The organism is Butyrivibrio sp. XB500-5, assembly GCF_003625505.1.
Taxonomy (GTDB): domain Bacteria; phylum Bacillota; class Clostridia; order Lachnospirales; family Lachnospiraceae; genus Butyrivibrio.
The window spans coordinates 105,656-131,885 of the sequence record NZ_RAIS01000004.1 but is presented as its reverse complement, the minus strand read 5'-3'; the positions used below and the strand labels follow the sequence as shown (position 1 = coordinate 131,885).

Sequence of the window (26,230 nt, the reverse complement as noted above, 5' to 3'; positions counted from 1 at the left end):
AATAGATGAATGTGAATATTTCGAGTAAAGAAAACTTAATACCGGTGATCATTCCTTCATATGAACCGGACGAGCGTATGACCGTGCTGGTAAAAGAGCTGGCGGAAAGCGGGGAGCATGTTGTTATAGTTGATGACGGAAGTGGCGAGGAATTCAAAGTCTTTTTTGACAAGGCAAAAGAGTTTTTGGCAGAAAACGGTGTTATTCTAAGGCATGACGTTAACAAAGGAAAAGGCGCTGCGCTTAAGACTGCGTTCAAATATGTGCTTGATAACATGACGGAGGCGGTCGGAACAGTGACTGCGGATTCTGACGGGCAGCACTGCGTAGCTTCTATAAATGATGTAAAAAAGAGCCTCTTGGAAAACAAAGATTCTCTTATTCTTGGTGTCAGAAGTCTTGAAGGAGATGACATTCCTTGGAAATCAAAGGCGGGAAATGCTATCACCAAGAAAGTAACGAGATATGTATCCGGACTGGACGTGAGTGATACGCAGACGGGCCTTCGCGGAATACCTGCTAAGTTTATGGAGGAGCTTCTTTCGGTCAAAGGGGATCGTTTTGAATTTGAAATGAGGATGCTTCTCGAAGCAAAAGGAAAGTATAAGATAATCGAAGTGCCTATCAGCACAATATATGAATCCAAGGATCATCATTCAACACATTTTAATCCGTTTGCGGATTCTATAAGAATTTACAGAGTTCTTGGTGAGAGCTTTATAAGATATATCTTTTCATCCCTTTCATCTTGTGTTTTGGATATAGCGTTGTTTTCTTTTCTTTGTTTTCTTCTTAAAGGAAAGTACGCGGGATATATTGCGATAGCGACTGTGATAGCAAGGATAGTTTCCGCTACATATAATTTTGCGCTTAACTACAAGATGGTATTTAAGAGTAATGAAAAAATAGGAAAGGCTGCGATAAAGTATGTAACCTTAGCTGTTGTACAGATGGCACTCAGTGCATTTTTGGTGACGATGGGAGTAAAATGGCTCGTGGTCGTTCCCGAGACTGCTGTTAAGATTGTAGTTGATACTTGCCTTTTCTTTATGAGCTATAAGATTCAACAGAAATTTGTATATATTTCGCGCAAGCCCTTCATGATGAGTTCCGGCTCATAAACAGTTTTTCCTTTTTCAGAGATCCACGGAAGAACAAACGATGCGTTTCCTCCTGTAAGGACAAGAGTTGCATTATTCATATTCGGAGCGGTCCGAATTTTATCCGCAATTTCAGATATCATGGCTGCCGTTCCGACAATAGCACCGGAAAGAAGAGATGATGCTGTATCAAGACCGACCAGATTATCGGTTTCTTTTGCGGTTATAGTTGGAAGATGAGGAACTCTGTCATGTAGTGCATCCAGAGAAGTTTGAATGCCCGGAGTGATCATTCCGCCAATAAATCTATTTTCGGAATCTACTGCCGATAATGTAGTACAGGTTCCAAGGTCGCAGACTATCACAGGAGTGCCATAGAGCTTAACTGCTCCGACTATATCGGCAATCCTGTCGGAACCAAGACTTTTTTTATCATATTGATTAAAGTTAATTCCAATATCGAGTTCACAGCTTACGATTACGGGGGTGGTTCCCGTCACAGCTTTAAGAGCCTCTTTTGCCACGTAAGAGATACTTGGAACGACACAGGAAATAACGGAGCCCGTGATGAGCTCCGTTTTATTATTACCTGAAAACGACACAAGAACAGAAGAGAAAGCTTTTCTTAACTCCTCAAGATTATAGTTATTGTCTGTCGCAAAGCTATCAAGAGGCGTAGCTTTGTCGCCTTCCCATAAAAAAATCGCAATATTCGTATTACCAATATCTACAGTCAGTATTTTTTCCATATCATTATTAAATCATGCTCTGTGGAGCACTTTGGAAAGCACAAGTCCGAGTGTTCCTGCGAGAAGACAACCTATGGCTGCTTCAACCGTTGCCTGAACGCCGACAAGTGCGATCACAAATGACAAAGGACCGGTTGCATTTTTTGTTGCTGCAAGCTCCTGAATAAAGTCTGAATGATAAAAGAAAATGCAAAGAAGTCCCATGAAGAAAACTGTATTGAAAAGAGGCATAAGTAGTCCTGTTATGAAATAAGAAACCTTGCCCAGATGCTTTTTAAAAATAGGGAAAAGATTGCTCACGATGAATGCGTCAAGAAATCTTGCCAATACAGCAGTCAAAAATACTCCGACGGGATTTACGTTAAAAAGTGTTGAAAGAAGTCCGCTTTCCCCGGTGAGAGCAGTAAAAAAGCTGTTGAGTCCGAAAACAAGTCCGCATACAACACCGGCTGTGGGGCCGATTAACATTGCTGCAAGTGCAACGGGTACTGTTACGATTGAAACTTTAAGAAAAGGTGTGGGGATCGTTCCTAAGAAGGTGTTACCCATGATGAGCGTTACCGCGATCATAAGGGCAGTTTCCACCAAATAGAGTGTTTTTGTACTGAGTCCTTCTGACGTCTTAGTCTCGCGGCTCAGTGATGATGTGTTTTGCATATTTAGTTCTCCTTAAAAAAAGCTACCGTTTCAAATCTATTTGAATACAGTGCGTAATAAATATATCATAGATGTGGTAAAATGTCAGGAGAAATCTATAAAAAACAAAGCGGGAAGCGTTAATTAAAAGGAGATTTTGATGCTACAGGGAAAAAATGTACTTCTTGGAGTAACAGGTGGGATTGCCGCATATAAGGCAGCAGATCTTGCATCAAAGCTGATCAAACAGCATGCAAATGTAGATGTCATAATGACAGAGAATGCGACTAAGTTTGTGACTCCCCTCACCTTTGAATCAATAACTCATACCAGATGTGTGACGGATACATTTGACAGGGGAAGCTACTATGAGGTTGAGCATATAGCGCTTGCAGATAAAGCGGATATTCTGGTTATAGCGCCTGCAACAGCCAATTGTATAGCCAAGCTTGCATGCGGAATTGCCGATGATATGCTTACAACTACAGCTCTTGCCTGTGATTGCATCAAGATGATCGCACCTGCGATGAATACAAAAATGTATGAAAATCCTGTGGCTCAGAGAAATATTCAGACTCTGCGTGATCTCGGATATATTATCGTAGAGCCGGGTGAGGGATTCCTTGCCTGCGGAACAGTCGGAAAAGGAAGAATGGAAGAACCTTCCGTTATAACAGATGCGATTGTTCAGGAGATAGCTTGTGAAAAAGATATGTCGGGAGTGAAGGTACTTGTAACGGCCGGCCCGACTATGGAAGCAATCGATCCCGTCAGATATATCACCAATCATTCTACCGGCAAGATGGGCTATGCCATTGCCAAGGCAGCTGCAAGAAGAGGCGCTGACGTTACCCTTGTAACGGGAAAGACCAATCTTGAGAGACCAAAGTATGTGAATGTTGTAGAGATCACATCTGCCGAGGATATGTTCAATGAAGTGACTAAGAGAGCATCAAAACAGGACATAATAATAAAAGCGGCCGCAGTTGCGGATTATACACCTATAAAAACAGCAACTGACAAGATCAAGAAAAAAGAATCAGATTCCGATAAGGAAATGAGCATTCCGCTTAAGAGGACAAAAGATATTTTGAAGGAGCTTGGAGAAAAGAAGAAAAAAGGACAAATTCTCTGCGGCTTTTCAATGGAGACAAAAGATCTTTTGAAAAACTCAAGAAAAAAGCTTGAGAAGAAAAACCTTGATATGATATGCGCCAATAATCTTAAGGTTAAGGGAGCAGGATTTGGTGTTGATACCAATGTCCTTACTTTTATAACAAAAGACGACGAAGAGGCCCTTGAGTGCATGAGTAAAGATGATGCTTCTGATCTTCTTTTGACAAGGCTCATGAGTATGAGAGAAAATTTGTAATTTTGCTCCATGTTCGTTAAGATAATAGTATTATTTTTGATTCAGAAAGGTTTTATATTAAGAAATGAAAGTTGTAATACTTGCCGGAGGTTTCGGCACAAGAATAAGTGAGGAGAGTCATCTTCGTCCAAAACCGATGATCGAGATAGGCGGTAAACCTATTTTGTGGCATATCATGAAGGAGTATTCCTATCACGGTTTTAATGAGTTTATCATATGCGCAGGTTACAAGCAGGAAGTGATCAAAGAGTACTTTGCAAACTACTATCTTCATAACTGCGATGTAACTTTTGATTTTGCAAACAGCGGACAGACAACCTTCCATTCACAGAAGGCAGAGCCTTGGAAAGTAACGGTTGTAGATACAGGTTACAGCACCATGACCGGTGGACGTATAAAGAGGATAAAAGAGCATGTCGGAAATGAGACATTTTTCATGACATACGGTGACGGTGTTTGCGATATTGATATGAACGCTCTTCTTAAGTTCCATAAGAGCCACGGAAAGATCGCCACTGTAACCGCTATCCTTGCAGGTCAGCGTTTCGGTGTATTCGATATTGATAAAGATGACACATCCGTTGTAAGAGATTTCAGAGAAAAAGCAAGCATGGATGGAGCCAGAATAAACGGTGGATATATGGTACTTGAGCCGGGCGTGTTTGATTACATTGAAGGCGATGCTACTTTCTTTGAAAAAGAGCCCATGCACAATCTCGTAAAAGACGGAGAGATGGCCGCATATAAGTATGACGGCTTTTGGAAATGTATGGATACAGCGAGAGAAAGGGACGAATTGTCGGAGCTTATCGAGGCAGGTAAAGCGCCTTGGATAAAATGGTAATATTATGAGAGTTTCAGATTATATAGTTGAATTTTTGATAAAAAAGGGCGTCACCGACTGCTTTACGGTAGTAGGCGGTGGCGCTATGTATTTAAATAATTCTTTCGGACATACGGAAGGAATGAAGTGCACCCACTTTCATCATGAGCAGGGTGCGGCTATCGCTGCGGAAGGTTATTCAAGATTTGAGAATAAAGTTGCGGCGCTCTGTGTGACTTCAGGTCCAGGCGGAACAAACGCGATCACGGGAGTTATCGGAGGCTGGCTTGATTCACTTCCTATGTTTGTTGTTAGCGGACAGGTCCGCTATGACACTACAGTTCGTTATTGGAAAAAGAATTATGGAAAAGAGTGCGCTGCACAGGCAGGCTGCAAGGATAGTGATGGCGATTATGAACCAAGAGCCATCGGAGATCAGGAGTATGATATTACAGCGATGACTTCGCATATCTGTAAGTATGCCGTTATGCTCGAAGATCCTGCGGATATCAGATATCATCTCGAAAAAGCATGGCATCTTATGAATACCGGAAGACCCGGACCTGTATGGATTGATGTGCCCGTTAATTACCAGGCTGCCGATATCAATCCCGATGAACTTCGGGGATATGACGAAGCTGAAGATATCTGTGAAAAGAAAATAAGCACAGCGCAGCTTGATGAGAGTATAGATAAGACTATCGAGATGCTAAAAGAAGCCAAGAGACCCGTCATCTATGCCGGCGGAGGAATCCGTATTTCGGGTGGCTTTGAAGCATTCAGAAAAGCTGTTGATAAGCTTGGAATACCGGTTTGTACATATTGGAACTCCATTGATGTGATAGAATCAGACAACCCGCTTTACTGCGGCCGCGGCGGAAACATGGGAGACAGAGCCGGAAACTTTGCCATCCAGAATTCCGATCTTGTTCTTGTTCTCGGAAGCAGACTTTCCATCAGGCAGGTAGGCTATACATGGGGAACATGGGCGAGAGCAGCCAAGGTCATCATGGTTGATATTGATTCTTCAGAGATGGACAAGCACACACTTCATATCGACCTTAAGATTCATTCAGATGTAAAAGAATATCTGGAGAAACTTAATGATAAGCTTGATTCTGCAAGTGACAGTAAAGAGGGATATCTTTTTTCCGATGATGCATGGCGAGCACAGTGCATCAAGTGGAGAGAGAAGTATCCTGTTGTATCCGATGAGCAGCTTCATACGGGAGATAAACTTGTTAATGTTTACGGCTTTATCAAAGCACTTTCAGACAAGCTTCCAAAGGGAAGCCTTACGGCGGTAAGTAACGGAGCGTGCTGCGTTGCGGGACATCAGAGCTGGACAATAAAAGACAATACGAGATTTATAATAAATAATGCCGTAGCCAGCATGGGATACGGACTTCCTGCTGCGATAGGTTTGTGCTTATCTGCGGGCAAAAAGGATACAATATGTCTTGAGGGCGATGGCAGTATCATGATGAATCTTCAGGAGCTTCAGACCATAGTTACCAATAAGCTTCCTATAAAGATTTTTCTTATAAACAATGCGGGTTATCATTCAATCAGGCTTACGCAGAATAATCTTTTCTCTGATTATTCCAAGTGCGGGATCGGGCCTGAAAGCGGTGACTTGGCATTCCCTTCATTTGAAAAAATCGCATCCGCTTTTGGGTACAGCTATATAGGAATCCACACGGGAGCCGAGCTTTCCGATAAATTGGATGAGGCACTTGATACTGAAGCACCGGTGCTCTGTGAAGTGTTTACGGATACCGATCAGGTATGGGCGCCTAAGAGCTCCGCAAGGAGACTTCCGGACGGAACTCTTACGAGTCCTCCGCTTGAAGATCTTGCTCCTTTCCTTTCAAGGGAAGAGCTTGCAGAGAATATGTTTATCTGATGATTCAATGATACTATCGCTATCATTATAAGGGGAGATATTATATGTAACTGATAACGCTTTATAAAAGGAAACAGGAACACGCGTATGAACAAGAAAAATGGAGTAATTAAATATTTTATAGGTGCGATAATAATTGTTGCACTGTTTATCTTCTTCATGGGCTCCTTTGGGAAAACAGATGTTAATCTTGAAGGACAGAACGGCGGTGGAAGTTCGTTTGTCGAAGGAGATGGAGCGATTGAAGGAACGCCTGACGGAATGGAAGGAAATCTTTCGGGTGATATGTCAGGAGGCGGAGAGTTAGGTGGCATAGAAGCCATTGGAGAAAGCGGAGCTCCCGTCGATACCGGCGACACCGGAGGAGCGGACCTTGGAAGCATGCAGACCGGAGGTACGCCGAGCTTAGGATCGGGAGGATCCGGAGGCAGCGCGGCCCTTTCGGGACTTGGAGGACAAGGCTCGGAAGGATTGGATGGCGATGATAAAAACGGCGCCGGTGGAGATGGTTCCGGTGCCGGTGCACCTATTTCGGGAACCGTTGGAAAAGAAACTGCGGATAGCTCCGGCAGCCCTTCGGGTACCGGCGGCAATTATTCATCAACTTCCGGAACCGACTCTAAACTTACAGGCGCGCAAGGTAAGAACGGCTCATCAACAACTATTGGCTCCGGATCAAAGAATCGTTCTTCAAAAAAGAATAATAAGAATTCATATAAGGAAGATCAGGGGAGTGAATCCGATAATGATGAAACTCCCAAAGATGAAGAACCTAAAGTTGTTGAAGGCGGAACTTATTCATCCAAGGAAGATGTGGCATTGTATCTGCACTTATATCACAAACTTCCGCCCAACTATATTACCAAGGCACAGGCGCAGCAGCTTGGCTGGGGCGGCGGAGGCCTCGATGCTTTTGCACCCGGCAAATGTATCGGAGGAGATGTGTTTAGGAACGCCGAGGGAAAGTTACCCGAGGGTATCGGATATCATGAATGCGATATTGATACGTTAAATGCTTCAAAGCGCGGATCCAGACGAATAGTGTATTCCGATGATTTTCATATTTATTTCACGGATGATCACTACTCCAAGTTTGAACTGTTATATGAGCCGTAAATGACCTGAGTTAATATAAAAGAGGGAAAAGAATGGGGAAAGTTTTTTATATTGATATGTCAGAAGTGACAACCAACGAAGAGTTTCAGGAGCTTCTTGTAAAAGAACTTCCGCTCCCGGATTATTACGGAAAGAACCTCGATGCACTAAACGACGTTCTGACCGAGATGGGTAACGGATGGAATATTATCTTTTACAACACAAAGTTTGCAAAAAAGAAGCTCGGAAAATATTATGACGCGCTTAAAAGACTTTGCACGGAAGTATCTGAGGATTCATTTAATCTCAAGATCAGATTTTTTGAATAAAGGATAGTTATTTATGTTTATGTCAAGATAAAGAAAGGAAAGATAAAGATGAGAAGAGTTAAAGAATTATTTGTTGTAACCGTTATGAGCTTATCCATCGTGGGTCTTACTGCCTGCGGTGCGGCTGCTGAGAGTGGGGAAGCTCAGAAGAGCGAAGCAATAACTGAGGAAAGTGCTGATACAAGCGCAGAATCAACCGTTGAAGAAAGTGTCGATGTAAACACGGAAACAAGTGTTGAAGCTGAAACAGAAGGCAGTATAAAAGAGCTTTCTGAGGGAGATAAGGCTCCTGACTTTACCGCGGAGCTTGTTGACGGTACGGAATTTAAGCTTTCAGAACATGAGAATGAAGTAGTCCTTCTTAATTTCTTTGCTTCATGGTGCCCTCCTTGCATGGGAGAGATGCCTGCATTTGAGAAGCTTAAGAAAGATAATATCGAAGGCTTGTCAATTCTATGCGTAAACTGCATGGAAGATAAGGCAACCGTTGATCAGCTTGTTAAGGACGAGGGATATACATTCCCTATCGCTTACGATGTAGAAGGCAAAATAGGACAGCTCTATCCTACGGAGGGTATTCCTTATACTCTTGTTATCAAAAACGGAGTTATTGAGAAGATTTATCTCGGAGCAGATGGTGCGGATGCACAGTATGCAGAGTACAAGAGCGCAGTTGAAGAGTGCATGAAGTAAAGATAAAACGAGGTGCCGATGAAAGGTAAGGAGCATTTCAAGCAGTTTTCAAGACGCTATGTACAGCTTATGGCGGCGGTTTTGTATAACTGCAATGTTAAAGGCTTTGCAGAGGGCAAGATCTGGAAAGGAAACAGTAAAGGAATGTGCGTGCCGGGGTTGAACTGTTATTCATGTCCCGGTGCGATTGCTTCATGTCCACTTGGAAGCTTGCAGTCTGCGCTTATATCATCTAAGTATAAATTTCCATATTATTTACTTGGTACGATTTTACTAATGGGATTATTTCTCGGAAGATTTACATGCGGCTTTTTGTGTCCTTTTGGTTTGATACAGGAACTTCTTGATAAGATTCCTACACCAAAGATAAAAAAGAGTAATGTCACAAGAGGTCTTTCATGGATCAAATACGCATTGCTTTTGATATTTGCGATACTTATTCCAGTGTTTTATTCCGCACCCGGATTTTGTAAATACATTTGCCCTGCCGGAACTTTGGAAGCGGGAATTCCGCTTACAATTATGCAGGAAAAACTAAGACCGATGCTTGGCTTTATATTTAGCTGGAAAATTTTCATGCTTGTTTCGATAGTGGTGCTATGTATTTTTGCTTATAGAGGCTTCTGCAGATTTATATGTCCGCTTGGCGCGATATATTCTTTTTTTCAGCCGATCTCTTTCTTCGGAATACAGGTTGATGAGAAGAAATGCACTCACTGCAACGCCTGCGTTCGCAGTTGCAAAATGGATGTAAAAAGAGTCTGTGACAGAGAATGTATACAGTGCGGTGAATGTATAAAACATTGCCCTGAAGATGCTATACACTTTGGAGTAAGGAAGCTCGATCGTAAAAAAAGAATTTTGCAGATTGTAGTATTTGCACTGGCAGTCGTTATTATAATTATTGGATTAAATAACAATGGCTTTAACGATGTAAAAAACAAAGCTATCAGGCTGTGCTATGAATGTATTGGTATCGGATGATGAAAAAAGGCTTTCGCTTTATGATTTAAGATCAAAGCGAAAGCCTTTATTTTATGCATATACAAACCAGATAAAGAGATATCCGACTACAACTGCGGTTAATGTAAACGGAACTCCGATTCTCATGAAGTCACCGAAGCTTACTTCGTAACCATCTTTTCTCAACATTCCGACACCTGCGATATTGGCAGATGCTCCGATGGGAGTTAAGTTACCGCCGAGTGTTGCTCCGATCAAAAGACCGAAATATAAAACAATCGGATCTGTGTTCATAACCCTTGAAAGACTGTAAAGAACCGGAAGCATCGTTGCTACATACGGTATGTTATCAATAAATGCAGATACGGCGACTGATCCGAATACGATTACCGTGTAGAGAAGGAAGACATTTCCTTTTCCGGCTGTTGCGATCATGTTCGCAAGATCATCGATGATACCTACGTTTCTGATTCCGGCTATTACACAGAAGAGTCCTGCAAGAAGGAGCATTGTGTCATAGTCGATTGCTTTGAGCGAATGCCACATGCTGTCGGTTCCTTTTGAAATCTGTATCTCCCAGATGATATTGATGATACCGCATACCATACAGATCACACCGTTTGTAATCTCGGGCTTGTTCTGGAAGAAAGAAGCAATAACGAGAAATACTACGTGACCGAGCATCGTTATCGTGGGAACATAATCTGTTACTACTGTGTTTTCGTTTGAATGTACAGGTTCTTTATCTTTTCTGAAGAGATACATCATAATAGGAACGGTTGCGAGAGCACCGAGTTCAACGGCAAAGAAGATTCCGGGGTGACCGTTCATCCAGAAGAAGTCGTTGAAGTCCATATGTGCGGCACCAGCCAGCATGATGGATGTTGTATCACCTACAAGAGTCGCCGCGCCCTGAAGATTGGATGAAACCGCAATACAGATTATCATTGGTACGGGCGATATCTTAAGCTTTTTGCAGATCGCAAGTCCTACGGGAGCAACCATTAGAAGCGTTGCAACGTTGTCTATAAATGCCGAGATGATTCCCGAAAACAGCGACATGAAAATCGTAACCCACATAACGTTGGGAGCGAGATTTAACAGCTTATCCGCTATTAAGTTAGGCATCTTGGATTCTATGAAGTAATCGACGATGACCATCGTACCAAAGATCATCATTAGAATGTTCCAGTCTATAGCACCGAATACTTTATTTATTGGAAGGATCCCCAATATTACGAAGACTACGGCGGTTGAAAGAGCAACTATCGCACGTCTCTTCGGCAAAGTGATCATAAGAATATACATCAGTATAAATAGAATGATTGCTATTGTTTTCAATTCAGGATCTCCTCATAAAAACATGAATTATAAAATTCGATATAAAGCAATACTACGTAAGAAAAATGCATTTGTCAAACAAATAGTGCCACGTAAAAAAGGCGTGCTATAATTTAAGTAATCACCGGAGGTGCTATATGAGTAAAAAGATTGCAAAAGATATGATGAATTTCATAGATAAGAGCCCCACTTGCTTTCATGTGGTTGAAAATCTAAAGGAGAAGCTTGTAAAAGAGGGCTTTACGGAGCTTAAGGAGAACGAAGAGTGGAAACTCAAGGCGGGAAAGTACTTTGTTACCCGTAATGATTCTTCCGTTATTTCTTTTAAGATTCCCCAAAAAGACTTCAAAGGATTTTATATGATCGCAAGTCACAGCGACTCTCCTTCTTTTAAGATAAAAGAGAATCCTGAAATGGAGGGCAGCGGAGCATACGTCAAGCTCAATACGGAGAAGTACGGCGGAATGCTATGTGCGCAGTGGTTTGACAGACCTCTATCCGTGGCCGGAAGGCTCATAGTTAAAGCCAAGAAGAAGGGCTATAAGACAAAGCTTGTAAATGTGGACAGGGATCTTCTCATGATACCTTCACTTGCGATCCATATGAACAGAGAGGCCAATGACGGATACAAATACAATCCGCAGGTTGATATGATCCCTGTATTTGGTGATGCCGAAGCCAAGGATAAGTTTTTTGATGTGATCGCAAAAGCAGCCGGAGTGGAAAAAGAGGAAATATTGGGCCACGACCTCTTTTTATATAACAGGGTGAAACCCACATTCTGGGGCGCCAACGAGGAATATCTTTCAAGTTCAAGGCTTGACGATCAAGAGTGCGTGTATACCACATTTGAGGGATTTCTTAATGCCGGCGATTCCGATAATGTTGCCATGCATTGCGTGTTTGATAATGAAGAAGTCGGAAGCGGAACCAAGCAGGGCGCAGATTCCACATTCCTTAAGGATACGCTTATCCGCATAAATGAAGCTCTCGGAAGAAACAATCAGCAGTATTACACCGCGGTCGCAAACAGCTTTATGATATCAGCGGATAATGCACATGCGGTTCATCCCAATCATGCAGACAAGGCAGATCCCGTGAACAGACCGGTGATGAACAAAGGCATAGTCATCAAGTATAATGCAAACCAGAAGTATACGACAGATGCTGTTTCCGCGGCGTTCTTTAAGCTTATTTGCGAAAAGGCGAAGGTGCCGTTCCAGACATTCACCAATCGCTCCGATATCGCGGGCGGTTCAACGCTTGGAAATATCTCAACCGCACAGGTATCTGTAGATACAGTGGATATTGGACTTGCACAGCTTGCCATGCATTCGCCGTATGAATCTGCCGGAAGCTTGGATCCCGAATATTTGGTCAAGGCATCCAAGGCATTTTATGAGTATAAGGCTTGATTTTTATCAGAATAAATAATATGAAAGAGGTTTTGCAAATGGGAATATTAGATCTTTTTTCCAAAGATAAAAGAAAAGACGGTGAGGAGGCTCTCGAAAGAGAGAAGGTCGCAGAAAAAGAAAAAGCAATTGAAGAAGTAAAGAAGGCTCACGAGAATCTGAGGTGGCCCGTGGTTTCCAGAATAAACAAAGTAAACATCAAGGATGCAGAATGCGAGCTTTTGGAAGATACGGTGTCCTTTGAACGCAAGAATGAAGTCGGCATGCTGATCTATGAAGAAGATATAGATACCAATGTGATCAAAGAGCTGACTTCGCAGGAACTGTTATTTCTTTTGACAACTCTTGAAGCGTATCATAAAGAGTCACCGCTTCCCGAATATGAGAAAAATCACAGAAAAGTATATAACGAAGTACTTGATAGGATAAGAAATGCCGAAACGCTGTTTGTTCTCTATGATGCCGGAACAAGATATCCTTTTATAGACGCCGGCTTTGTCAATGTCTATTTTGAAAAAGAGCTTGCGAGTAAGGCCGCTGCGCTCTATATGAAGCAGTACAGAAAGATTGTCGTAAATGAAGTGAAGAATATAAGCGATGCATCATCGGGAAAAGGCTTTTTTGACTATCTCTATTACATCGGAATTGAGAATCTGATAATCGATAACGGAGCATATAAGGCTAGGTTTAAGAGAAATGAGATTGTTATGGCTGTAGGAGATTGGAAGGGCAATTCCGGAAATGAGATCGTCAATCCTGCGCTTAATTTTACAATGCTGGATTTTATATCGGAGCTTTCATGGCCTGTTAACTATGAGCAGAAGCCTGAAGTTATTAAGGCAAAAGAGGCGAGGATGGTCGATTGCATCAAGAAGGGAAGTTTCATTGTCCCCATGCAGCATGAGGGAGATGTGGAAGTTCTTGAAGACGGAAGAATGAAACCCTGCAAGGACACCAAATTCAAATTCCCGGTGATAAAGACAAAAGAGGGAAAAGAATACCTTCCGATATTTACCGACGGGCTCGAGTTTTCCAAGAAGCTAAGCGGAAGCGGATGGAATGCGGCTGTATTTAAGTATGCCGATGTGATCAAATTTGCCAAGGATAAAGACGGTATCAGGATCAATCCCGATGGCCAGGGAATTGTTATTCCCAAGGAGAGAATGGAAGCCATTTGACGCAAATATTAAAAATGTAACCAAAAGTGTAAAAAACTCTTTTCATTTCTCAAAAAACATAATATACTTGTGTAAATAAATAGAAATATTTATTTAAGTGTTGTGATTATTTTGTTTGAGAGGAGAAGTATGAAATGAGTGAAAAAAAGTTTGATCCCATGACCGGACAACCGATCGATCAGGGGACAGGGGATGTAAACCGGGCAAATCAGCCTGTGAATCAGTCAGTGGGGAATGTGAATCAGGAAACCCAGCCTCAACAGGGACAGGTTCAGAATCCAAACCCTACACCGGCTCCAAATAATTTCCAGCAACAGTTTGGAAATATTGGTCAGCCCGCTGCAAATCCCGGACAACAGGGTGCTTTCCAACAGCAGGGACCTTTCCAGCAGGCTAATTTCCGGCAGCAGGGTAATTTTCAGCAGCAAGGAAATTTCAGACAGGGGAACTTTCAGCAAGGGAATTTCGGACAGTCCGGAAATTATCAGCAGAATCAGTTTGGTGGAGCTCAGCCCTTTGGCGGAAACAATATTCCACCTCAGGGAAATGACAAGAAAAAGTTGTTTATTATCGGCGGCATAGTTGCGGCTGTTTTGATTGTCTTTACATTGGTAAATGCTGCCATGTTCATGGGCAGAAACAAGAGTGACAAAGATGTTGCGGTAGCGGAAGCATCGGAAGAAGCAACTGTTGCAACACCTGTTTCTACGCAAGAGGAAGAAGAATCAGCAGATGAGGCTTCAACACAGGCAACAGAAGTAGCTGAAGAAAAGGAAGAAAAAGAAGAGCAGGCTTCAGTACCTCATGCGGAGGCTGATCCCAACGGATTGACTTCTTTTACTCTTAACGGAAAAACTTATCAGCTTCCTGTAAGAATTCAGGAGCTTATAGACGACGGATGGCAGTATAACAAGGACAGTGATGCCAAGATATTACTTGGTTCGGGCGACCGTGAGATTATCTATGTGCTTACACCCGGAACAGAATCAAGAAAACTTGATGTATACGTAACTAATTTCTCGATTGATGCGAAGGAGCTTGGCGAGGGTTATGTTACAAGTATTCAATTTAACGATTTTGATGTAGAGAAGGGTGGAATGGATCTTTCATTCCATGGCGGAGACGTAAAGTTTAACGATGCCACCAAAGAGAGCATTATAGCTGTTTATGGTGAACCTTCAAATGAATATGACGGAAGTTCATTTTATAACATTTCTTATGAAGAAGCTAATGATACCGACTACATGACGACGGTTGAAATAAAGTATAATTTTGATAAAGAGACCAATAAACTTTCGTATGTCTCATTAAAGAATCAGGAAAAGCCTTCTGACATCGGAGAAGAACAGGTTAGCGGAGATGAGCCCGAGTACCTTAGCCAGTACAAGGCACCTTCTTCTCTTGGAGACGATCCTTTATCCGGTAATATTTCGATAAACGGAAAAGTATACAATGTACCTGTTCCGCTTAAAGTACTTTTGGAAGACGGATGGAGCTTTGGCGGCGATGAGACTCATACGGTAGGTGCCAATTCAGGATATGCACTTACTCTTGCCAAGGGAGACGACCGTCTGTATGTAAGCGCATATAATGTTACAACAAGCGCATGCTATATTAAGTACACGATCGTAACTCAGATCACATATTATACTTCAAGTATCAATAAGCTTGAAGTTGAATTGCCCGGTGGAATCAAGGGATCATCAACTCAGAGTGATGTAGAGGCATGGCTTTCATCAAAGGGAATTTCAAATTATGAGTATGATAAGAGCTATGGACGCTATAAGATCCCGCTTGATCAGAACAGAAGAAACAAAATTGAGATTCATGTAAGAGACGACGGAAAGATGGATTCAATTGAAGTTCAGAATTATGGTTGGCTTATGGAATAAAGTTAATTATTGATAGCTTGTTTATAAACGGATTATAGTCTACAATATTAATGTAGGCTATTGTCCGTTTTTTTATTGCATTAGACAGAATATAAGATTCTGATAGGAGCGACAACATGTTTGATCGTTTAATTGGCGTATATTTGTTAGAACAAGGCTTACTTGATAAGAATCAGATTGCGGAAGCGTATCGCTTGCAGGAATCCAATAGGGCTAAGCTTGGAGTAATCGCTGTCTCTGAGAAGCTTATGTCTATAGCTCAGGCAGAGCAGGTTAATGCTATGCAGGCATCTATGGATAAACGTTTTGGCGACATTGCCGTCGAGCGGGGCTATCTGTCTGAAACACAAGTCAGCAGACTTTTGGAACTTCAAGGTAATTCATATTTGGCATTCATACAGGCAATAGTGGATCTTGGATATCTTTCCATGGAGAAACTCAGAGAAGTTGAAGAGGATTATCAGGTACTCCACGGATTTACCGAATCCGATATGTCCGCATTAAAATCCGGCGACGTAGAGAGGATTGTGCCCATTTTCCTTGCAACGGAAGATCCTGTATACAGAGCGATGTTCTCAATGGGAATCAAAAATATGTACAGGCTTGTGGACAACCATATCTTTGTCGGAAAGGCTTATAAAGTATCTACAATAAAAGATGAGGTTCTGGGCGTTCAGAAATTCCACGGAGATCAGAAAGCCGTAGTTGCAATTTCAGGTAAGTATGAAGATGTGCAGAGAATGGCCATTGCATATACAAAAGAAGAATTTATTGAGACAAAAGAGGACGCACTTGATGCGATATGCGAGCTTATTAACTGTATAAACGGTCTGTATGCTACCGAGCAAAGCAGAAATGATACACGCATTGAGCTTGAGCCGCCCAATTTCTATGTGTCCTTCCCTGAAGCCAGCTGCGAAGAGATCATGGTTATGCCGATCTACATATGCGGAGGCGAAGTTAAGTACCTTATAGCTATATCCAAAGACATTGAAGTTAAGTGAAACGGCTACGCCGGAGGGTGAGTAGATGAAAAGTGTATTGATAGTTGATGATTCAAGAACTTCCAGAAGAATACTCAGAGATATCCTGGAAAGAGCGGGCTTCAATGTTGTTGGAGAAGCCGTGGACGGACAGGAAGGGTTTGATGAGTACGTCAAGCTTAATCCCGATATTGTGACGATGGATATAACGATGCCGGGAGTTGACGGAATAGAATCACTAAAACTCATTAAAAAGAACAATCCCGATGCAAAAGTCGTTATGATAACGGCCGCGGGACAGAAGGAGAAGATGTTGGAGGCGGTTAAATTTGGGGCGGTTGAATTTGTGGCGAAGCCCTTTATTGAGGAAACCGTCATCGATGCATTGTCAAGATGCTGAAAATTTGATTTAATGACCGCCTTACAGTAATATGTAAGGCGGTATTTCTTTTTTATACAAAGGTGACAAAATGAACAGAAAAGTACTTATCACAGGGGCAGCCAGAGGAATAGGAAAAGCTCTGGCCGAAGGCTTTGCAAAGGCAGGAGACGACCTCATCCTTACATGCATAAAAAGTAAAGAACAGCTTGATATGCTGGCAAAAGAGCTGTCGGAAAAATATGGAATTAAATGTCGCGCATGTACTTGCGATATGGGCGATTACGATTCGGTAAAAAAACTCTTTGGCGACATCAATGACATCGATATTGTTATAAACAATGCCGGAGTGGCTTTTTTGGGACTGCTTACGGATATGGAAAAAGAAGATTGGGATAGGCTTATGTCTACAAACCTCGATTCTCTTTTTTATACATCCAAATTTGCGATTCCCCTTATGATAAAAAAGCATTGTGGTAAGATAATAAACATATCTTCCGTGTGGGGAAGCGTCGGAGCATCATGTGAGGTTGCTTACTCAGCCTCCAAGGGCGGCGTTAATTCTTTTACCAAAGCACTTGCAAAAGAGCTGGCGCCAAGCGGGATACAGGTTAATGCTATCGCATGCGGTGTCGTTGACACGGATATGAACAGAAAACATTTATCTGAAGAAGATCTTAAAGAGCTTGAAGATGAGATACCCATGGGAAGAATGGGAGAGGCCAAGGAAGTGGCGGACCTTGCCCTTTTGATAGCCGATGCGCCCGCATACATGACGGGACAGATAATAACGCTAGACGGCGGTTGGATTTGATTGGAGATTTTTTAATGGTTTTATTTTTTGACATCGACGGAACGCTTTGGGATTACAAGAACTGGATCCCGGATACTACCAAGGAAGGAATAAGAAGAGCAAAAGAGAACGGACATAAATGTTTCTTGAACTCGGGAAGAGCAAGATCTTTTATCAGCAATAAAGAATTGCTCGGGCTTGGCTTTGACGGAATAGTTTCAGCATGTGGATGCATGATAGAAAACAACGGCGAGATTATTTTCAACAGACTTATAAACAGTGATGATGCTATAAGAACCGTTGAGACGGTAAACCGCTATAACTTTAAATCCATTCTCGAAGGACCGCGATATCTTTATCTTGAACGAAGTGATTTTGAAGGCGATATGTACGGTGAAAAGGTAATGGCCGAGATGGGCGACAGACTCAGAGGCATTAACGATAACTGGGGCAAGTGGGAGATGAACAAGCTATCGTGTGCAACTATCGATTGCGATACCAAGAGCTGCTTTGATGAGCTTTCCGATCTTTATGATTTCATTATCCATAACGAGGCGATCGTTGAGATGGTCCCCAAGGGATTTAACAAAGGAACGGGAATTGAAAAGGTATGCGAGCTTTTGTCGGAAGACATCGGGAATACCATAGCATTCGGAGACAGCGTAAACGACATGGATATGCTTGAAGTAGCCGGCAAGAGTGTTGCGATGGGAAGAGCTCCGGAGGAAGTAAAAAAGACGGCTGATTTCGTCACAACTTATCTCGAGGATGACGGTATCTGGAATGCGCTGAAGAAATTTGAACTTATATAAGACAGACAAAAAGACTTTACAAATAACAAAACAGTGACACAATTAAATTGTGCGCAATTTAAATAAAAGAGAAAAAGATGTCTCTTGAAGTGTTTCATTGTTTAAGGAGGTCAATTATGTACGATCTTATAATAATCGGATCCGGCCCCGCAGGTCTTTCTGCGGCTGTTTATGCAAAGAGAGCCGGACTTAACATGCTTATAATAGAAAAGAATCCCGTGAGCGGAGGACAGATAATCGATACCTACGAGGTTGACAATTATCTGGGGATTCCGGGTGTCAACGGGTTTGATCTTGCCATGAAATTCAGAGAGCATGCCGACAAGCTCGGAGCCGAGTTTGCTGATGGAACAGTGACAGGCATAGAATGTGTTGAAAAGGGCTCTGATACCAAGGCTCCTGTTTATAAGATTAAGACGGATTCGGGAGATTACGAGACACATACAGTAATCCTTGCCACTGGTGCACATCATTCCAAGCTTGGTATTCCCGGCGAGGAAGAATATATCGGCAAAGGCGTTTCATACTGCGCGACTTGCGACGGTGCGTTCTACAGAGGAAAGGTGACCGCGGTTAACGGCGGAGGAGATGTTGCCGTTGAGGATGCGATCTTCTTATCCAGATTTGCAGAGAAGGTTTATCTTATTCACAGAAGAGATGAACTCAGAGCGGCCAAGATACTTCAGGATGAACTTTTTGGCATAAAGAATATCGAAGTGATCTGGGACAGTGTGGTAAAAGAGATCAGAGGCGAAGATAAAGTTAATCGTCTTCTTATAGAAAACGTTAATAATAAAGAAGAAAAGGAACTTTCCGTCGACGGTATCTTTGTTGCGATCGGTATACATCCTTCTACGGATGTCTTTGCGGATATTGTGAAATGTGATGAAAACGGCTATGTGATCGCAGGTGAAGACGGAGCTACAAATACCCCCGGAATTTTCGTTGCGGGAGACTCCAGAAAAAAGAGACTACGCCAGGTAGTTACAGCGGTTGCGGACGGTGCAAATACTGTTACAAGTGTACAAGATTTCCTTGTCGGAAAGGCCAAAAGTTGACATAATAGCCAAAATAACGTATTGTAAAAGGGTGCAACTTTTAATTGGCAGATAGTTTGGAGGTTTTTATTGAGTAAAAAAGCTATGCGGATCGCGGTTTTTTCTGCCGCATCTATCATAACATTTGCAAATATAAATAATGTTTCATATGCGGCATCGGGTAAGGTTTCAAGCGTTCTTCCACAGGCGGGCATCACATACGCCTTAGGAAACGATCAGGTATCACTTTCCAATCTTCAGCAGTCTTTGGAAGATGACACCAAGGATTCTAAAGCTGAAACTTCTATTTCAGGTGTCAGCAAATCCGTTGTGGAAGACATAGAGTCTTCTGAAGCAGTTACGGATGAGACTCCTTCAGCTTCTAACATTACTGATAGCATCCTTAAAGATATTCAGTCTGCAACAGGAGCTGTAATTGATAAGAAGACAGAGGAGCAGAAGTCAGAAGAAGAGAAAGAGGAAGAACTTTTCAAGACTCTTGTTATCGCTCAGGTCGATCATTATGTTAATGTAAGAGATAATCCGAGTGAGGAAGGCGACATAGTCGGTAAATTATATGATAAATCCGTTGGTACTTTCATAGAAGAAGACAACGGTTGGTACAAGATTAAGTCAGGTAAGGTAGAGGGATATGTTAAGGCAGAGTTCTGTGTGACAGGTGATGAAGCTGTTGAGCTTGCCAAGAAAGTCGGCACAAGAATGGCTACCGTTACAACAACCACCCTTCATGTAAGAAGCGGCCCGAGTACCGATGACAGTGTAATTGAACTTATTCCTATAGATGATGAACTTGTTGTAGATGAAGAACTTGACGGATGGGTTAAGGTTAACGTCGAGGAAGGTGAAGGATACGTTTCCACCGATTATGTAAGACTTTGGACAGACTTTGTACAGGCTGAATCCAAGGAAGAAGAGGAAGCGCGTCTTGCTAAGGAGAAGGCAGCCAGAGAGGCAGCCAATAAAGCGGCTAAGGCCAATACTTCCAAAGACAAAGCAGATGGAGGAAATTCCGGTAAATCATACAATTCAGCTGCTTCATACACAACAGAGAGCAGCTCGATCGGTGCAGCCGTTGCTCAGTATGCTCAGCAGTTTGTAGGAAATCCTTATGTATATGGTGGATCTTCACTTACAAACGGAACCGATTGTTCGGGATTTGTTATGAGTGTATATGCTAACTTTGGTGTCAGCCTGCCTCATAGTTCCGGTGCTGACAGAAGTCAGGGTTCAGCGGTCGACGGACTTGCCAATGCGCAGCCCGGTGATATTGTTTGCTACTCAGGTCACGTTGCTATCTATATCGGTAACGGACAGATCGTACATGCATCAACTGCCAAGACAGGTATCAAGATATCGGATGCATCCTATCGTCCGGTACTTGCCGTAAGAAGAATATTCTAATAATCAGAGCTCCTTGTTACACACAAGGAGCTCTTTTTTCAAGTCCTAAATTCATACATTCTATATTTTCTCCATTATGCACATAAAGCCAAATGTCAACTGGGTTTGCAAAGTTTTTTACCATATTTTTCTGGAAAAGTTATCCACATTTTTTTTGAAAAAAATGGCTAAAAATGAACTTATACACGAAGTTATCCACTTTATCCACAACATGCTGATTAAAAAGTATATTTTATACAATGGAAAACAGCGGATATTTTATTGTGCATTTTTTACAAAAAGCGATATTCAGGGGGAAGTTTGTGCATCAAATGGCTCTTATAAATTGCATACCCGCTTCATAAAATGATATACTGTATATATACAAAAAACGGCTCTTTTAGCCGCAGTAAAGGGGATGATTGCATGAAATTTACTATCATTGGAAAGAACATCAATGTAACACCCGGATTGAAGGCAGCAGTCGAGGAGAAAATCGGAAAGCTTGAGAAGTATTTCACTCCTGATACTATTGCCAACGTCACATTAAATGTCGATAAGGAGAGACATAAGATTGAGGTTACCATTCCTGTTAAAGGCAAGATTATTCGTGCCGAGCAGGTAAGCAATGATATGTATGTATCTATTGACCTTGTAGAAGAGATCATTGAAAGACAGCTCAAAAAGTATAAGAGCAAACTTGTTGACAAGCAGCAGGCTGAGGCCAGCAACTTTAAAAAAGAATATATCGAGAGCGAGTATATGGATGAAGAAGCCATTCGCATCGAAAGAATGAAGAAATTCGATCCCAAGCCTATGTATGCTGAGGATGCATGCGTACAGATGGAACTTTTGGGACACAACTTCTTTGTGTTTGTTAATGCAGAGACCGATCAGGTTAATGTAGTATATAAGAGAAAGGGCAACACATACGGATTGATCGAACCTGAATTATGATACGTACATTTTTCTCTAACAGATACAAGAGGATAGGCTTACTCATGGGGTTGCTGACAGCCGGCGCAGCAACCCTTTTTTATTGTGAGCAAAAAGATGATGAGCCTATTATTTGTATAAACGAGGTATGCGGCTATAATTTCTCGATAGCTTCTGATGAAGAAGGTAATTATTCTGACTATATAGAGATCTGCAATCTGTCCGATGAGGATATCTACACTGATTATTATCTTTCCGATTCCAAGAAGGACCTTAAAAAGATAAAATTGGAGACGCCGATCGCACCGAGGGAGCACAGAGTTATCTGGCTTTCCGGGGATGAGGCTCCTTTTAATATTGATAAAAACGGAGAGACTGTTTATCTGAGCACCGAGGGCGGCCGAGTAGTTGACGCTGTAGCTGTGCCGCTTCTTCCTTACAATGTCTCTTTTTCCAGAGAAAAAGACGGTACGGGAGATTTTGAGACCTTGACCGGAACACCCGGAGAGACTAATGATGAAGCTCTTTTTGTTGAGACCGAGCATATAAATGAACCTGAGTTTTCAATTGATGACGGCTTTTACGAAGAAGGGACGAAGCTAAAGCTTTCCGCCGGATTGTTTGACACTGTCTACTATACAGATGACGGAAGTGAACCTACTGAGAATTCAAAAAAATATAGGGCGCCGATAACATTGTCTGATGCGAGCAGTAAGGACAACATCTATGCCAATGAGATCATGTATCCGATCTATGAGGCACCGAATTATAAGATAGACAAAGCGAATGTCATCAAGGCTATCGCGGTCAATAATATAACGGGTAAGAAGAGTAGTGTTGTAAGTCATGTATATTTTGTGGGCTTTGAGAACAAGCCACAGTACAAGGATGTTGAGATAATGTCGCTTGTAACCGACCCGGGAAATCTCTTTGACTACGACAGAGGTATATATACACTCGGGAAAAAATATGATGAGTACAAGAAGCTTGGCGGATTTGAGAATCTTCCGGATGACGAGATCCCACCAAGCTTTGTGGATGAGAAAGGGGAAGAAGTCCATCGTTTGGAATATACAAATTCATCATATATGGGAAGAGAGTGGGAAAGAACCGCGACCATGACTATGTTCGATAAAGATAGGAAGATGTCGGATAAAAAAGATATCGGAATAAGAATTGCGGGTGAATCTACAAGATTTGTCTTCCAGAAATCGCTCAATCTTTTTGTAAGAGATATTTATTCCGACGAAAGCTCTTTTTCCTGTGGATTCTATGATGATGAAAAGAAAATGAGACTCCGCAAAGGTGATGGAAGGATAGTATTCCAAGAGGCGTTTTTGCATTCCGTTCTCGATGATGCCGGAATAGCCAATAACGCTTCGCGCCCGTGTGTGCTGTTTTTGAACGGTGAATACTGGGGCATTTATACGCTTCGCGAGCAGTATGACGAGGAATATTTCGCAAATCATCTGGGAATTACTCCCGAGGATCTTTATGTGGTCAAGAACAATATCGCTGAGTTTGGCGGTGAGATCGCAGAGGGTGATCACCACAGATCCATAGAGGAGCTTGTTTACTATGATCTTACCGACCCTAAACAATATAGTCTTGTGGAATCTTCTATTAATATAGATAACATGATCGACTATTTCTGTGCGTTGCTGTTTTTTAACGATGAGGATATAGATCCCGATCACAACCAGCTTCTTTATAAGGAGAAAGGTGGGAAGTGGAACTGGGCTGCATATGATCTCGATGTAACATGTTCGGATCCATCGTTTGACACGATCTCATATTACAGAGATAAGGGAGAGAATATGTTTCTTCCCGGATGTATGTATGAGAGAGAAGGTTTTAAAGAGCAGTTCAAAGAAGAGATGAACAGGCTTTTGGAGAATGAACTTTCATATGATAATCTGCATGAGCAGCTTATGGAATATGATCATATATATAGGAAGCAAAACATCGAAACGATCAGAAGGTTTGAAAATCCTGATTACAGCGAAGCAGATTATGAAAAAGATCTTTCTGAGCTGGACGATTTTTTGAAAGAGAGAGGAGCATATATTTCAGAGTATTTAGAGGAAGATTTTGTACTGTATTGATAAATTTCACAACATGATGTGGCAAGGGAAGAGCCCTTTATTTTCCTTGCATTTGAATGGGTGGTATGCTAAAATAAACCTGTTCTGATAAAAATTTGTCAATCAGATCGAAAATGAAAAATAAATAAGAAAATACAAATTAAAAAGGGCGATAAACGCCCACAAACGGAGGTATTACGTTATGGCACAGAAGGTAGTATTAGCAGGCGCATGCAGAACCGCCATCGGCAAAATGGGCGGAGCACTCAGTGGCACTCCTGCAGCTGAACTTGGTTCAATCGTTATCAAGGAGGCACTTAATCGTGCAGGTGTTAAACCTGAGCAGGTTGATGAAGTTCTTATGGGATGCGTTATCCAGGCAGGTCTCGGACAGAACGTTGCAAGACAGGCTTCAATCAAGGCAGGTCTTCCTATTGAGACTCCTGCAGTTACACTCAATGTAGTATGCGGCTCAGGCCTTAACTGTGTTAACATGGCAGCCGATCTTATCAAGGCAGGCGAGGCTGATATAGTAGTAGCAGGCGGTATGGAGAACATGTCAATGGCTCCTTACGCACTTCCCAACGCACGTTTCGGATATCGTATGAACAACGGAACTGTTGTTGATACAATGGTAAACGATGCTCTTACAGATGCATTCAATCACTATCACATGATGATCACAGCAGAGAATATCTGCGACAGATGGAACCTCACAAGAGAAGAGCTTGACGCATTCTCGGCTAATTCTCAGCAGAAGTGCGAGAAGGCTATGGCAGACGGCAAATTCAACGATGAAATCGTTCCCGTTCCCGTAAAGGTTAAAAAAGAAATCGTAGACTTCAAGGTTGATGAGGGCCCTCGTGCCGGCACAACAGCTGAGTCTCTTTCAAAGCTTAAATGCTGCTCAGGAAAAGAAGGCGGACTTGTAACAGCAGGTAACGCTTCAGGTATCAACGACGGTGCAGCTGCTATCGTTGTTATGAGCGAAGAGAAGGCTAAAGAGCTCGGAATCAAGCCTATGGCTACATGGGTAGGCGGAGCACTTGCAGGTGTTGAGCCCGAGGTTATGGGTATCGGTCCTGTTGCAGCTACAAACAAGGTTCTTAAGAAGACAGGTCTTTCACTTGACAATATCGATCTTATCGAGGCTAACGAGGCTTTCGCAGCACAGTCTGTTGCTGTAGCTAAGGATCTTGGCTTTGATATGAACAAGGTTAACGTTAACGGTGGCGCTATCGCACTCGGACATCCTGTAGGAGCTTCAGGATGCCGTATTCTTGTAACTCTTCTTCACGAGATGGGCAGAAGAGCTGATGCTAAGAAGGGTCTTGCTACTCTTTGCATCGGTGGCGGAATGGGATGCGCTACAATCGTTGAGAAGTACGAATAATCCTATAAATCAATGACGCGATAGTCTGCCGTGTTTTCAGGGCAGACTATTGTGCGCTCAAAATAAAAAGGAGAAGAAAACATGAGTTTTGTAAATTGCGAAGTTAAAGACAAAATCGCTGTTATCACCATCAATCGTCCTGAAGCGCTCAATGCGCTTAACTCACAGGTTCTTGATGATCTTGGCGCTGCTTTTGACAGCATTGACGTTAATGTTGTAAGAGCCGTTGTTCTTACAGGTGCCGGAGACAAGTCATTCGTTGCAGGTGCAGATATCGGAGAGATGAGCACACTTACTAAGGCTGAGGGTGAGGCTTTCGGTAAGAAGGGTAACGATGTATTCCGTAAGATTGAGGAGTTCCCTCTCCCTGTTATTGCTGCAGTTAACGGATTCGCACTTGGCGGCGGATGTGAGATCTCAATGAGCTGCGATATTCGTATCTGCTCAGAGAATGCTATGTTTGGTCAACCTGAGGTTGGTCTCGGAATCACACCCGGATTTGGCGGAACACAGAGACTTGCACGTCTCATCGGCGCAGGAATGGCTAAGCAGCTTATCTACACAGCACGCAACATCAAGGCAGACGAGGCTTACAGAATCGGTCTTGTAAATGCTGTATATCCTCAGGAAGAGCTCCTTGCAGCTGCTGAGAAGATGGCATCACAGATCGCTGCAAACGCACCTATCGCTGTACGCGCTTGCAAGAAGGCTATCAACGACGGTCTTCAGACAGATATCGATGCAGCACTTGTTATCGAGGAGAAGCTCTTTGGTTCTTGCTTCGAGACAGAGGATCAGAAAGAGGGAATGGCTAACTTCCTCAGAAAGAAAGACGATCCCAAGAAGGTTAAGGTCGTAGACTTCAAGAACGCATAAATACGCGAAACAATTACATTAACATAGACAATGATAATTTAAGG

24 protein-coding genes are annotated in these 26,230 nt (G+C 42.4%); 21 read left to right on the top strand and 3 right to left on the bottom strand.

Annotated features, from left to right (window positions below; translation table 11 throughout):
- The first annotated feature begins 5 nt into the window (after nt 1-5).
- Complete coding sequence (locus D6856_RS08625; RefSeq protein WP_120686550.1) at nt 6-1,121, top strand: bifunctional glycosyltransferase family 2/GtrA family protein; 1,116 nt, start codon at nt 6-8, stop codon at nt 1,119-1,121.
- Here D6856_RS08625 and D6856_RS08620 read toward each other — a convergent pair.
- Both D6856_RS08620 and D6856_RS08615 read right to left on the bottom strand, forming a co-directional pair.
- The gene (locus D6856_RS08620; protein ID WP_120686549.1) at nt 1,064-1,849 is read right to left on the bottom strand and encodes a type III pantothenate kinase; all 786 of its coding nucleotides are present in this window, start codon (nt 1,847-1,849) and stop codon (nt 1,064-1,066) included. The genes D6856_RS08625 and D6856_RS08620 overlap by 58 nt on opposite strands.
- 12 nt (nt 1,850-1,861) lie before the next feature.
- Complete coding sequence (locus tag D6856_RS08615; RefSeq protein ID WP_092244161.1) at nt 1,862-2,506, bottom strand: ECF transporter S component; 645 nt, start codon at nt 2,504-2,506, stop codon at nt 1,862-1,864.
- Nucleotides 2,507-2,645: 139 nt separating this feature from the next.
- Here D6856_RS08615 and coaBC point away from each other — a divergent pair, with 139 nt between their 5' ends.
- From coaBC to D6856_RS08580, 7 genes are all read left to right on the top strand, one after another.
- A complete protein-coding gene (gene coaBC, locus D6856_RS08610) occupies nt 2,646-3,857 on the top strand; it encodes a bifunctional phosphopantothenoylcysteine decarboxylase/phosphopantothenate--cysteine ligase CoaBC (protein WP_120686548.1) in 1,212 nt (403 codons plus the stop codon).
- 64 nt (nt 3,858-3,921) lie between these two features.
- A complete protein-coding gene (gene rfbF, locus D6856_RS08605; RefSeq protein WP_120686547.1) occupies nt 3,922-4,701 on the top strand; it encodes a glucose-1-phosphate cytidylyltransferase in 780 nt (259 codons plus the stop codon).
- 4 nt (nt 4,702-4,705) lie between these two features.
- Nucleotides 4,706-6,586, top strand: coding sequence for a thiamine pyrophosphate-binding protein (locus D6856_RS08600; protein ID WP_120686546.1), 1,881 nt, complete (start codon nt 4,706-4,708; stop codon nt 6,584-6,586).
- An 87-nt stretch (nt 6,587-6,673) separates the two neighbouring features.
- Complete coding sequence (locus D6856_RS08595) at nt 6,674-7,702, top strand: ribonuclease domain-containing protein (protein ID WP_243114059.1); 1,029 nt, start codon at nt 6,674-6,676, stop codon at nt 7,700-7,702.
- Between the two features lie 32 nt (nt 7,703-7,734).
- A complete protein-coding gene (locus D6856_RS08590) occupies nt 7,735-8,010 on the top strand; it encodes a barstar family protein (RefSeq protein ID WP_120686545.1) in 276 nt (91 codons plus the stop codon).
- Between the two features lie 48 nt (nt 8,011-8,058).
- Complete coding sequence (locus tag D6856_RS08585) at nt 8,059-8,703, top strand: peroxiredoxin family protein (RefSeq protein ID WP_120686544.1); 645 nt, start codon at nt 8,059-8,061, stop codon at nt 8,701-8,703.
- An 18-nt stretch (nt 8,704-8,721) separates the two neighbouring features.
- The gene (locus D6856_RS08580) at nt 8,722-9,687 is read left to right on the top strand and encodes a 4Fe-4S binding protein (protein ID WP_120686543.1); all 966 of its coding nucleotides are present in this window, start codon (nt 8,722-8,724) and stop codon (nt 9,685-9,687) included.
- A 51-nt stretch (nt 9,688-9,738) separates the two neighbouring features.
- On the opposite strand, the gene D6856_RS08575 is transcribed toward D6856_RS08580, so the two are convergent.
- The gene (locus D6856_RS08575) at nt 9,739-11,007 is read right to left on the bottom strand and encodes an SLC13 family permease (protein ID WP_092244138.1); all 1,269 of its coding nucleotides are present in this window, start codon (nt 11,005-11,007) and stop codon (nt 9,739-9,741) included.
- A gap of 137 nt (nt 11,008-11,144) precedes the next feature.
- Between D6856_RS08575 and D6856_RS08570 the strand changes: the two genes are divergently transcribed.
- From D6856_RS08570 to D6856_RS08510, 13 genes are all read left to right on the top strand, one after another.
- Nucleotides 11,145-12,422 (top strand): M18 family aminopeptidase, encoded by a 1,278-nt coding sequence (locus tag D6856_RS08570; protein ID WP_120686542.1) that lies wholly within the window; start codon nt 11,145-11,147, stop codon nt 12,420-12,422.
- 38 nt (nt 12,423-12,460) lie between these two features.
- Nucleotides 12,461-13,600, top strand: coding sequence for an SseB family protein (locus D6856_RS08565; protein WP_158588883.1), 1,140 nt, complete (start codon nt 12,461-12,463; stop codon nt 13,598-13,600).
- A 134-nt stretch (nt 13,601-13,734) separates the two neighbouring features.
- Nucleotides 13,735-15,492 (top strand): hypothetical protein, encoded by a 1,758-nt coding sequence (locus D6856_RS08560; RefSeq protein ID WP_120686540.1) that lies wholly within the window; start codon nt 13,735-13,737, stop codon nt 15,490-15,492.
- 116 nt (nt 15,493-15,608) lie between these two features.
- On the top strand, nt 15,609-16,496 hold the full coding sequence (locus D6856_RS08555; protein WP_120686539.1) for a chemotaxis protein CheX: 888 nt from the start codon (nt 15,609-15,611) through the stop codon (nt 16,494-16,496).
- Nucleotides 16,497-16,521: 25 nt separating this feature from the next.
- Entirely contained in the window at nt 16,522-16,875 is a 354-nt protein-coding gene (locus D6856_RS08550; RefSeq protein WP_092244123.1) for a response regulator, read from the top strand.
- A gap of 70 nt (nt 16,876-16,945) precedes the next feature.
- A complete protein-coding gene (gene ymfI, locus D6856_RS08545; protein WP_120686538.1) occupies nt 16,946-17,668 on the top strand; it encodes an elongation factor P 5-aminopentanone reductase in 723 nt (240 codons plus the stop codon).
- Nucleotides 17,669-17,682: 14 nt separating this feature from the next.
- Complete coding sequence (locus D6856_RS08540; RefSeq protein ID WP_092244116.1) at nt 17,683-18,459, top strand: HAD family hydrolase; 777 nt, start codon at nt 17,683-17,685, stop codon at nt 18,457-18,459.
- 116 nt (nt 18,460-18,575) lie between these two features.
- Nucleotides 18,576-19,517: a thioredoxin-disulfide reductase gene (gene trxB, locus D6856_RS08535; RefSeq protein ID WP_120686537.1), complete on the top strand. Its 942-nt coding sequence runs from the start codon at nt 18,576-18,578 to the stop codon at nt 19,515-19,517.
- A gap of 69 nt (nt 19,518-19,586) precedes the next feature.
- Complete coding sequence (locus tag D6856_RS08530) at nt 19,587-20,918, top strand: C40 family peptidase (protein WP_243114058.1); 1,332 nt, start codon at nt 19,587-19,589, stop codon at nt 20,916-20,918.
- Nucleotides 20,919-21,323: 405 nt separating this feature from the next.
- Nucleotides 21,324-21,854 (top strand): ribosome hibernation-promoting factor, HPF/YfiA family, encoded by a 531-nt coding sequence (gene hpf / locus D6856_RS08525; RefSeq protein WP_092244110.1) that lies wholly within the window; start codon nt 21,324-21,326, stop codon nt 21,852-21,854.
- Nucleotides 21,855-21,898: 44 nt separating this feature from the next.
- Nucleotides 21,899-23,938: a CotH kinase family protein gene (locus D6856_RS08520; RefSeq protein WP_207667271.1), complete on the top strand. Its 2,040-nt coding sequence runs from the start codon at nt 21,899-21,901 to the stop codon at nt 23,936-23,938.
- Nucleotides 23,939-24,119: 181 nt separating this feature from the next.
- A complete protein-coding gene (locus D6856_RS08515; protein WP_120656087.1) occupies nt 24,120-25,310 on the top strand; it encodes an acetyl-CoA C-acetyltransferase in 1,191 nt (396 codons plus the stop codon).
- A gap of 81 nt (nt 25,311-25,391) precedes the next feature.
- Nucleotides 25,392-26,186: an enoyl-CoA hydratase-related protein gene (locus tag D6856_RS08510; protein ID WP_026514595.1), complete on the top strand. Its 795-nt coding sequence runs from the start codon at nt 25,392-25,394 to the stop codon at nt 26,184-26,186.
- Nucleotides 26,187-26,230 lie beyond the last annotated feature (44 nt).